Origin of the sequence: Bacteroides mucinivorans (assembly GCF_034654355.2) — a bacterium.
Classification (GTDB): domain Bacteria; phylum Bacteroidota; class Bacteroidia; order Bacteroidales; family Bacteroidaceae; genus Bacteroides; species Bacteroides nordii.
This window is the reverse complement of sequence record NZ_CP178179.1, coordinates 1,494,912-1,507,103: the sequence shown is the minus strand read 5'-3', so window position 1 is coordinate 1,507,103 and position 12,192 is coordinate 1,494,912. Positions and strand designations below refer to the sequence as shown.

The 12,192-nt window shown below is 39.1% G+C and carries 5 protein-coding genes; all 5 read right to left on the bottom strand.

What is annotated here, in order from left to right:
* Positions 1-8: 8 nt before the first annotated feature.
* Positions 9-2,327, bottom strand: coding sequence for a VPS10 domain-containing protein (locus VCM39_RS05205; protein WP_322933106.1), 2,319 nt, complete (start codon positions 2,325-2,327; stop codon positions 9-11).
* Positions 2,328-2,370: 43 nt separating this feature from the next.
* Positions 2,371-5,544 (bottom strand): polysaccharide lyase family 8 super-sandwich domain-containing protein, encoded by a 3,174-nt coding sequence (locus VCM39_RS05200; protein WP_322933107.1) that lies wholly within the window; start codon positions 5,542-5,544, stop codon positions 2,371-2,373.
* Positions 5,545-5,583: 39 nt separating this feature from the next.
* On the bottom strand, positions 5,584-7,077 hold the full coding sequence (locus tag VCM39_RS05195) for a RagB/SusD family nutrient uptake outer membrane protein (RefSeq protein WP_221651196.1): 1,494 nt from the start codon (positions 7,075-7,077) through the stop codon (positions 5,584-5,586).
* Positions 7,078-7,089: 12 nt separating this feature from the next.
* Positions 7,090-10,092 (bottom strand): TonB-dependent receptor, encoded by a 3,003-nt coding sequence (locus VCM39_RS05190; RefSeq protein WP_322933108.1) that lies wholly within the window; start codon positions 10,090-10,092, stop codon positions 7,090-7,092.
* A gap of 321 nt (positions 10,093-10,413) precedes the next feature.
* Positions 10,414-12,090 carry a T9SS type A sorting domain-containing protein gene (locus VCM39_RS05185; protein WP_221651195.1) on the bottom strand — a complete coding sequence of 559 codons (1,677 nt, stop codon included), beginning with the start codon at positions 12,088-12,090 and terminating at the stop codon, positions 10,414-10,416.
* Positions 12,091-12,192: the final 102 nt, after the last annotated feature.

Sequence of the window (12,192 nt, the reverse complement as noted above, 5' to 3'; positions counted from 1 at the left end):
TCATAAATCTATTGATTATCTATAATATCGAAATAAAATATACCACTTCCGGCAGTTGCCGTGTGTATTCGCTGTTTTTTTGCATCGGCAACTACAGAGATCCAACGTAAGCAGCCAAGTGAAGAATCATAGATATCCGTCCACTCATTCCCCTCATCGGTACTGATAAGAAGCTGTACCGGAGTATCTCCCAACGGATGATTCGAACAGGCTAAAACCATCAAACTCCGTCCGTTCTCATCCCTGCTTATCGACATGGAACTTGCATTATATTTTTTCTTCCCAAAAGGTTTTATCTTAGACCATGAGAGCCCATAATCTTCACTTTTCCACAATCCCCCATTCCAAAAACCCGCATATATCACTCCACTTCGATACGGATCGGCATATACCAATGCCAAGACAGTGTTTCTCTTTTTATCGAATGGCAGTTTATCACTTATTTTAACCCAGCTTTTACCTGCATTATCACTTCTAAAAACACCTTCGGTCCATTCTCCCACATAGATCACATCCTTTTTAAAAGGATCGAGAGCTATCATCTGCCCGGTTCCACACCCATTCTTACGCTGATGATTCACAATAGGAGTCAGATCTTTATCAATCTGAAATTCTTCAGCCGGTAATGTATCTATATTTCCCCAACAAGGATTACAAACTTTTTTCCAATTTTCTCCGTAATCATTACTCATATAGATACCGGCAGAAGTTTCATCTTCAGTCTTTGCAATTATATTACCCTCCATATAAGCCCAAAAGCGACCTGGTACCAACGGATCTTCTTTTATATCCTGTATAAAATTATCCCCTTTCCTCTCCCAAACGACACGACCGGTCTTCCCCAAATCGTCACTTTTATATAATTTCATATATTGTCCTTTACGTTGGGAAGCAAATAACATAAGATCCGGCTCACGCATAGAAAAACTTACCGTTCTTCCAGGACCAACCGTTATGGGAGCCATCGTATACGATTCACTATCGTCAAACGATAATGCCGGAGCATGATCGCATACTCCACATGCCCAAACACCCTCACGAACAGGATGTTTTACTAATGTCTCACAACAGATTATTCCTATTCCTTTAAATTGATGACCATAATAATTTTTACCTCCGTCATAAGTCGTGGTTACTCCCCACCAATTAGCAATAAATAATTTATCCGGCTTTTCACAATCCGGCAAAATATGAGATATGGCACTTCCTATTTTACCAGGATTACGCCCATGCCATTCTTCTGGAAATTCAAACATATTTTCTGGTTTGCAATCGGGACTAAGAGGATACCACGAATTCCCTCTATCATCAGATTTATAAATTGTCACCGGATATTTTGTTGGAAATTCTTCAGCTGCATAAAAAACATCCGGATTTTGAACTGATTGTACTAATGTACGGTATTTTGATTCCTGCGGTAAATCTTCTATTTTCGCAAATGTCCTTCCTCCGTCACAACTACGATATACCCCTTGTTGGGAAGCAAACAACACTATATCCCCATTGCCTGCAATCACCAACTCGTATAAAGCTATATCATTCCCTTCAAAAAGTACTTGCCAATGTTTTCCTCCATCCTCTGACATATATAACCTACCAGGTTTATTTCGTGGAAAATCTTGAAGTTCACCAAGTTTATATTTTATTTGTGCTTTTACAAGTTCACCCTTAAACATCGCCTGATCAGAAATAGTTCCTACATAGATCCGGTTATTATAATACTTCACGCATGAAATACGATCGCCCGACAATCCCGAATATTTCCAAGATTCTCCGCTATCTCTACTAATCCAAATCCCTTTAGAATAGGTACCCGCTGTAACTTCCCCTTTTCTATCAGGATTATAACATATCAATTCTCCAAATTGGCGCGTAGGTCCGTTTCCATAATAATCCAATCCATCTTTTACTAAATACCAGCTTTTACCACCATCCGTAGAACGATGTATTCTTCCTACAAAACAAAAATCCCGAACATCTCCAGATGCACGTAATAAAGATTGATTATCAAAAGGATCCAAAGCCAAAGAATGACAATAATGGTCAGACATTTTATCAAGACCAGCATTATAAGGCATCCAGGATTTTCCACCATTCACACTCTTAAAAACACCGGCAACATCCGAACGAGCATAAAGTACTTCTGGGTTAATAATATCCTGTATAATACCAACGATGTATCCCCCTCCGCCCATATCAGTTTGATAAACCTGTACGGAATAATCCCCTTTAGCGGTAGACCGCATATCTATTTTTAAAGGTTGTCCCACGGCAGAGACATTCACACACAGAACAATAACTATTACAATAAAAAAAATATTTTTCATGTTGCTTTTTTATAATACTAAGTTTCACAATCTGATTTAATGATCAGAATATAAACTTTATAACTTTCATTTTACCATCACGCACTACTTGAATAATATTCACGCCTCTTAGAAGTGATGAATTTGGTATGAAATATTCCAAGTTTTCTCCGGAAAACAAAGAATCAAATAATACTCTACCATCCATTGATATCATTTTAACATTGGTCTGCGAACGTACCCGATTATTAAATATGAGCTGAACTCCACCAAGAACCTTTTTTACCCGAATATTATCTTCCCAACTGTCACATTCTTTCAATCCTGTATCATCTGGAGTTTTCAATTCGAAATAAATAGGTGCTCCGTCATTCATAATTACGCTGATCAGTGTTTCTGCCTGCGAATTACTACAAATCGTAACTCCATCGACTGGCTCAACCAACTCCCAATTTCCATTTACTGTCAATGTTGTAGAACTAGACGTAGAATGCCATCCATAACTTACATCGTCTTTTGGGCACAAATCAGGATTACAGACTGCAAATTTATAACGATTCTTAACGGCATCCTGATGTACCATCAACAAATGCCTGAAAGTCGTTGCCTTTACGATTCCAAAGTCCAAACCATCCACTGCATCAAAAAACGCATAGGCAGTAGTGTTGCCCGGTAAATACGTAAGAGCGTGTAAATTGGCAGATTGTGCCTCAACCCGAAATAGTTCTCCCCCATGATTCTGTAGCTGTTGAGAAAGGGCAATCATCTTCGGCACTGTAACCGACGGAATAACGACAAAGATATCTTTCGCCCCGGTTGGCTTCACGCCGTGATCAATATACGCTTTTGCTGCCATTGCTGTTCCTGTCGGACTAGCATAATCTGCACCTGTTTGGCTTGGAGTAGTCTGTTCTCCGTATGCTAAGACAATTGGATCATTCCCTTTAGGAACAAAATAACCAGTACCCGCAGGCGTAATAAACCAGTTATCATTATCACCCATGATCCGCGACTCTCCCTGGATTGCCATTTCTCCATTCACAACCAAATCTCCGACATAATCTGTCACAATATTCTGGAACAGATTGGTTGCTGTAATCATATCATCACTATACATACCTGAAGAAGTGATATCACTCCCCATACAAATAATCATATCTCCAAACGCAAACATACTCTTCTTAAATTCCAGATTAGTAGGAAGATAACACTCCGTATTTCCCCATTTATCTATCTGTGAAAAATCAGTGGCAAAGATTCCATTTGAATCCATAGCCAAAGCACCCGAAAAATTCTTTTCTTTACTGTATTGGTCAAAGCGCTGGGTCGTTGACTGAGCCGGCATCATATCCAACCATGAAGTATAATGTACCGTTGTCGTACCAGGCACTACATTCCAATCCCAACCGCCTACGGCATTATTTGTCGGATAACCATTAGCAGCTAAACTCCCATCATAAAGTACATCCAAACTACCATGACTTTGATAACGTCCGAAGCGATTTTGCCCACTATATATTTCTGCTCCCCAAAACTTAGAAGTAATTGAACGCATTGACACGACCCAATTTTTTTTTCTAAAGATAGCTGCCGGACTATAATTAAATGCATAAAAGCCCGCATAATCTACCGCATCTACGGTATAATCACTATTTTCAAAAAAATAATTATATGCAGCTTTCAATTCTTCGTCATTTCCCTTAATATCATCACCCGTTTCTATCAACTGCTTAAAATGTTCTCTACTGTACTCTAATGAGATTCCTCCTCCAAAACAATTACGCCCGGCAAACGTATTGGAAAAGAAATGATTCCCATCCAAAAAGCTTTTTGTAGCCATTATATACACAGAAAGTACAGCTTTTTTAAAACGTTCATAAGCGTCCTCCGCTATGCAGAAAGAAGTTCCTCTCAATCCCCACATACATTGAGTCCAAGGCATATAGGAGTACATATAATTATTATAATGAGTATTATGATGAAATCCCGTACCGTCAGACTTCAATATCCCTTTACTACCGGGAGTATATTCCGTATTACGTTCGATATAACGTTTCACAGCTTTCAACTCCCTTACGGCAACAGCGTCATCTGTCTGTAAAGCTGCTATAGCCAGAAAATGAGGCAGATATAAATACACATAATCTGATACAAGATTCACTTTATATGTTTCTTCCGGACGATACGCTTCATTATAATAGCAAAACCATTGCACAAAATCGAGAAGACGTTGTCTTAAATCACCCTCACAAGCATATGCAACATCTAATACAGCAGCAGGAATTTCTTTACCCGCAGTATAAAAATTCATCGTCGAGGACATCTCATAATTACATCCTTCTCCTATTCCTTGGTCAAGAATATAACGTACCGCCCTCAAGAACATTTCCTGATAAATACCGGCTTTTGACAAATTGGCCAAATGTACGAATATACTTTGTATATAAGAGTCATTCAACGCACCATAAGTGGTATCAATAATTTTTCCACACAATGTTCCATCCATATTCTCAACAATATTCAGAGCATTTACAAAATCCAACGCTCTCCTGACCTGCAATGTAGTAGGAGTTGTCAGTATTCTATGCTGCCTCTCTCGAATTAACGCCAAGTCGGCCAGTTCCTCAAACGAAGGTTGGGATATTGGAATATCCCGTTCAAATGCATAAAGCTCAAGATAAGAAGTTCTTCCTTTTAGATATTCCCTATCGAGAACCATGTGAGGACCATGTATTTTCATCTCAAGGTTCGTTAAGTTATTAAACTCCATGTTATCAAACAATATCCTCCGACTTCCCGCTACATTTTTATTCAACTTCAGCGCAATCTCCACTTGAGTTATATTCGTAGCTGTTTTGGTCTTATACTCCACATAAGTACGGTTAAACTCCCTCCAACCCACGAAATTACATAAGACATTAGCTCTTCGTTTAACCGTATTCCCGTTTATGAACGAGATGGTTATCGTATCATTTGTAACTCTTGGAGAATAGATGTAGAAAAACGTTCCATTCGTAGATAACGCTTTAAAAGCCAAAGGAAAGGAAATATTCGAGTTTGTATTAGCCATCCATTCCAATGAGCTTTTCCCTTCCTTGTATGTAACTGCTGTCAAAGCGAGTTGTCCTCCTGTCACCGTCCAATCTGACGGTATGACGTCTTCAAATGTAAAAAGAGTTTGAGACTTCATTGAAACGGTGACAAGTATACCAAACAAAATAACTATTATTTTTTTCATACCCAATAATCTCTTAATAAGGGTTTACATTCCAAAATATCAATATCCCGAATTTTGGGTAAACTTGCATAATTCTACCTGTTTTGGAGGGAGTGGCATAAGATAGTTTTCCTTATTCCTATTTATATTTCCTGCCGCAACAACACGTTCATTATACAAGTTACACTCTTCCACTTTTTCCCGGCGTACCAACTGAAACCATCTCTTATATTCCGCAAAGAACTCCCATCCCCGTTCATCAAAAACGTATTTATCGAAAAGCTCACAAGAGAGACCTTCCGGGACATTGTTGGCCGTTCCGCCAATAGCTCTTTTTCGTATCCGGTTTATGCAGTCATACGCCAAGTCATCCGGTCCGTTACTAGCCAAATTCTGAGCTTCAGCGTAAATAAGTAGTACATCCGCATATCGGTATATAGGAATAATTCCATCTGACTGTGCTGCAGTAATTCCATAATCGCGATACTTCTTTATAAAAGGAGATTTCATGGCCGACTGCAAGTACGAATTTGGTTGGGGCCTTCCCGGAACCGCATAAGTAGTCTGATAGTTCCACTCTTTTCGTTCATCATCCGGATATTTCAAATAAAACTCCGCATCTCCCAGATAATCGCTCCATCCTTTTTCTTCTTGAGCAAGAAAAGAGATTCCATACTGACTCGCCATATTCGTAGCCCGAGAGCAGTTCACAGCGAATATATGTTCCGTATTATCATTCTTCGTAACCTCTTTCCACAAATCGGCATAATGATCCACCAAGTCATGATGATTATATGGGGCCTCTATTATTTCCCTGGCTTTCTGTGCCGCCTTCGCATAATATTCAGTCCTGTGCAATGGCCATCCGGCCATTGTCAAATAAACCTCTGCAAGGCAGGTCTGCGCAGCAATTTTCCCAACAGAAGAATTATCTTTTGTACGAGGGGTTTCTGGCAGATAGGTTTCGGCCAGAATCAAATCGGGAACGATAATCTTATCATATATATCCGCCACTTTATTACGTCCGATATTCTCGTTACCCAATATATCCTGAGTCGATTTGGAATCGACTATACCCGGAACATCTCCGAATAACCGTACTAGGTTATAATAAGCAAAAGCCCGCATAAAATAAGCCTCACCCAAATAGGCTTGTTTTTCATTCTCTGACACTCCATCTTCATTACTACCACGAATACCTTCAATCATTAAGTTAGAATTTAATATCAGATCATACATATTCTTCCAAAACCAATGAACATCCAACTCGCTAATTGTAGCATCCGCACGTAACTCATCAATAACAATAGTACGTGATTTACTCAACATTCCGGAAATTACATCATCAGCCCCCAATGTTAAGGTAAACAATCGGCAGCAATAACCATAATTCCAATGCCAAAGAGTACGATACAGCCCATTCGCCGTATTAGTTAAATTTGCTTCATCATATATAATATTCTCCGGAGTCAGAAAACTGAGAGGCTCTTGCTTCAGATCCACACACCCCGATAAAAGCAAAACGCTGAAAACTATTCCAATAATTTTTTTCATTTTTTCCATCTTTTAAAATGAGAAATTCAATCCTAACATGTAATTACGTCCATTCGGATAATATCCCCAATCAATACCCGAAGCCAACGGAGTTTTCAAAGTTACTTCCGGGTCTATTCCTGAATATCCGGTAAACAAAAATGGATTCTGTACGGATACATAACACCTCAAAGACGACACCCGCAGCTTTTGCAAAACTTTCTGCGGCAAGGTGTATCCGACTGTTATACTTTTCACTTTTACAAAATCTCCCTTCTCTACGAATAAAGAAGATATCCGTCCCCCTGTCGGTGTCTTGATAAATCCTTCGAGATATCCGCTCTCATCATCCGGACGCCAACGTTTATACATTTCGGGATTAGGAGTCAAACCAATTGTCCGCACCTGACGGGTATAATTATAGATATCGAATCCATGATACCCGATCATAAACAAGTTAAAATCAAAATTCTTCCAATTGATAGTATTACTCCATCCCCAATTAAATTTCGGTTGCCCGTTTCCAATAACACATTGGTCATCTATTGTAATCAAAGGATTATCATCGAGATTTTTAAACTTATAGGAACCGGCTTCCGGACGGTTTTCCGATTCCGGCAATCCGGACACTTCGGCCATTTTCCAGATACCCTCGTATTGGTATCCCCATATCGTACCTATCCGTCCTCCCTTTATATAACGGAAATAGTCATTTTCATATCCTCCCGAAGGCATGATCATATCAATATCATCCGAAAACTTCTTAAAAGTTCCTTGGTTGTGCGATAAGGTGAGCACGCTGTTCCATGTAATGTTTTTTACAGCCACAGGCGTCATGTTAACAGTAACTTCAACACCCTTATTCAAAATATGGGCGACATTAGCCAACTTCGTTTCCTGTCCGGTATGAAGAGGTACATTGACATTAATCAGCACATCTTTACTCAACTTATGGTAAAGGTCAACATTAAACACCAACCTGTTATTAAAAAGACCGAAATCAAGACCAATGTTGTATTGCTCGGTACGTTCCCATCCCAAATTAGGGTTTCCGATCCGTTTCAAGGAAAGTACCAAGTCATTATTAGCATTCCGACTAGTTATATATTCGTTAAATGCCGAATACGCTGCTACCGCCTGATTTCCAGTTTGACCGTACCCTAAGCGCAATTTTAATTGGTCAAAAGGTACTCCATCCATAAATCTTTCCTGTTTGATATCCCAAGCCAAAGCAAGAGAGGGGAAATTATCCCAACGTTTACCATACGCCAATCGAGAAGAACCGTCCCAACGATATGACGCAGTCAGCATATATCGATTCATAAAAACATAATTCACACGTGCCAAAGCCGACATCATTGCCGTTTTTATTCGAGAAGACTCACCACCGATCACTTTTCCTAAAGATGTATTATTCGCTCCAATTTCAATAGAAGCAAGTCCAGATGCCGAAGAGGTATTGATAAAGTCATCACTATAGCTTTGTTCAAAAACAAACGTTGTATTCAACCGATGATTACTATTTATCTCTTTCACGTAGCTCAATATATTAGAATTTATCCAACTGTATGAATGGCTGCTCTGCGCCCTTGACGAGGTAAGAGAAGTTCCTGCCCAAGTTTCGTAACAATCCTCATTAAAAGTAGACCGATAAATACTCGATCCAAAATTGAAGCTTTGATTCATCCGTAAGGACAAACCTGGTAGTAATTTTAAGTCGACATATCCTTGTAAGCGTATTTTATGAGAATAATCGTCTTTATCCTGTTCCCAAATATGTCCCATTGGGTTATACTGTGCACTACCCAATAAATTAAGATTGTTATATTTCCCATTTTCATCTTTGGGAGATATTGTATTTGGGAAAATCAAGCTTTCTATTAATACCCCCCTGTACTGAGAGAATCTCGGACCTTGTGAGGTCGTATACTCTCCCCATAAGTTTACTCCCGTCTTTAACCATGATTTTATTTCGCTGTCAACTTTTACACGGTAGTTTACTTTCTCATTAGAAGATGTCTCTACAATACCTTCATTAGAAGAATAACGACCAGAAATAAGATATTGAGTCTTATTTTCACCACCAGAAATCGATATTTCATGGGCATGTTCCACCGCACATTTTCTGAATATATTATCGACATAATCATATCCGATACTACCATTATCAAAAGCAACTATCTCATCCGCAGTATAAAATTCTCTGACCTCAGTACCCGAAGCTGTATAAAATTCTTTACCATACTCGTTTGCCAACCGTGCAAACTCACCCGATGTCATCATGTCCGGTAAAGAATAAGGAGCTTTAAAATTGATATAGCCATTATATTGTACCGTAATCTTTCCTTTTTCAACATTTTTCGTAGTTACCAAAATAACACCATTTGCACCTTGCGAACCGTATATAGCCGTTGCTGAAGCGTCTTTAAGTACTTCGATCGATTCTATATCAGCAGGATTCAAAGAGGAAAGGCTTCCTCCAATAAAACCGTCAATCACTACCAGGGGGCCTGTATCAGCTTGTATTGAGTTAACACCACGTACTCGTATTGTAGCTTCTGAGCCCGGTTGTCCGGAAGCAGATATGATACTCACTCCCGAGAGCCTTCCCTGCAAAGCATCGGTAATATTCGATACCGGCATCTGTTTCAAAGCTTCATCAGCCTTCACCGAAGCGACTGATCCTGTCAGATCCGATTTACGCATAACGCCATATCCCACTACTACCACTTCATCCAGATCATAGTTATCTTCTTCTAAAACTATTTTTATCGTACTTCTCCCGTTCACAGATACCTGTCTGGTTTTATACCCAACATACGAAACCTGTAATACAGTTTTCGAATCGCATTGTAAGGTAAAATTCCCTTCTTCATCTGTTATCGTACCTTTTTGGGTATCTTTCGCGAAAATAGAGGCTCCGAGAATTTTTTCTCCAGACCTACTCTCCACACTCCCTCTTAACACTATATTCTGAGCCACCCCTTCCATTCCCAATAATAGAAGGGCTAAAAACAGTATTTGTCGTTTAATCATAATACTCTTCACATTAAATTTTAATTATTATCTACTGACGTTGTATATCATCAGCAACCTTAATACGCACAATATAAGTATCCGATTATCCAACAGTTACTATAATATACATGGGCACGTACATAAGGCTTTCGCCGACTATCCTGATTTCATCTCCTGTTACAGCACTTTTTTATTACAGCACTTAAATCAGAAGCCGGTTCATATCTACCTGTCCTCGATGTAAAACCACCTGAAATCAGATATATATCTTGTTATCAGTGGAATACCGCTGATAACAAGACAAGTACCTAATAACAATCTTTTTATCACTGAATACCTTTATAATATAATCATCTTTGTCATCGAGTGTCCACTCTTCTCTATCTTCACAATATAAGTTCCTTTCTCCAATACTGTCGATTTGGAAAAATCACCCGTATAGAAAGATTTCACACACTTTCCTGTAATATCAAACACCGTAACATTGCTATTTGCCACATTTACATATAAAACACCCGAACTAGCGTAGATTTCCTTTCCGTCAAAAATTGACTGTACAGAAACAATACCACCTGCGGGGTCCACTTCATATACTCCCAAGTCAACAGGATCTTCATCGGTCATGGCCCGCTTTTTTCCAACAATATCACAATCAAATTCAACTAACGCATCATAATAACTGTTACCCTTGTTAATCAGAAATGATGTTTCATTCATTTTCCAGTTAGCATTTCTAATCTCTGTAAGTGCGTCAATATCCGTAGAAGATACAGCTCCCACAAATGATGTCGGTTTAATAAATTTTGCGTAATTCACTTCCACATCCTCTCCCATATTATCATCTGATATTCGGTATAGAGGATAAAACGACCAGTCCGAATTTTCCGCTTTAGTTATTATATCTTCAGATCCCCTGTTAGAGGCTACGCAATCGAAATAACTAACCGTCGAACCGGCTTGCGTATACATGTAAGCCTTACTACCGGAAGTAGTCATATTGTTCCAGACCACACTATTTGCCAATGTACCACCACCATCAGCATCAAAAAAAACTGAATAACTGCCTTGATCACCGGTCAGGTTATTACACACAGTCATATTAATAAACATAGCCCCCCTGTCCGTATAAATTGGATAACCTGTATTATTATAAACCAAACAATTTAAAATCGTATTAGAGGACCAATTAGCTGCAATAGCCGAACCTTTACCATATCCATCAGCAGCACTCCCGGATATATTGTTATAAAAGATACAATTAGTTATCATACCTGCTGCAGCAGCACGCAAACCACCACCACATATACTCCCCCATTTCAATCCTCGGTTACTATCAAATACACAATGGTCAACATAGTTCACATCTTCAACTGATGTACTGGAAAGATACAATCCCGCACCACCGTTTTTATCATTCGCGGCAGACGAATTATTGAAAAAATAACAATATTGCACTTTACCGCCCATATACATTTGTACACCGCCGCCTCCCCAAGTCGACACATTCTCACGAAAAATACAGTTCTGCACAACTCCACCTTTTCTTACAGTAACCGCCGAACCTTTACTCTTCTCAAAAGTAATACCGTCAATAAACGTTTCATTCAGGAATTGAGTCTTCTGATTTGTAATATTAGAGGCTGTAGCCGCAGCGTCAATCGAAAGTATCGTCTGGTTAACAAAGTCCCACGGCTGCCCCCCTTCGACCTTTATCCGATCTTCCAACTTACTTTCAGTTCCGGCAAAGCCGCCGTACAAAGAAGTACCGGATTTCATGGTTAAATACACTTTAGAAGCATCTAGTTCCTCATTTTTAATCATATAAATACCCGCAGCTATCCATACCTGGTCTCCCGAAGCAGCAGCCTCATAAGCCATCTTTATATCCGTATAAACCAGTCCCGGATTTTTATCACTCCAAGCCGTAGATTCAACATTCGGCTTTACATAATACACTGTAGCGTTTGCCCAAATCGCCATACACATTAATGATAAAAAGAGATACAATTTTCTCATGGCATTTCAATTTAATAGTTTAACTTTTATTTTTAATACGCCACAAAAATAGGGTTAAAAACAAGGGAAGATTGGATAAAATTGTACGTAAAACAACCCAAT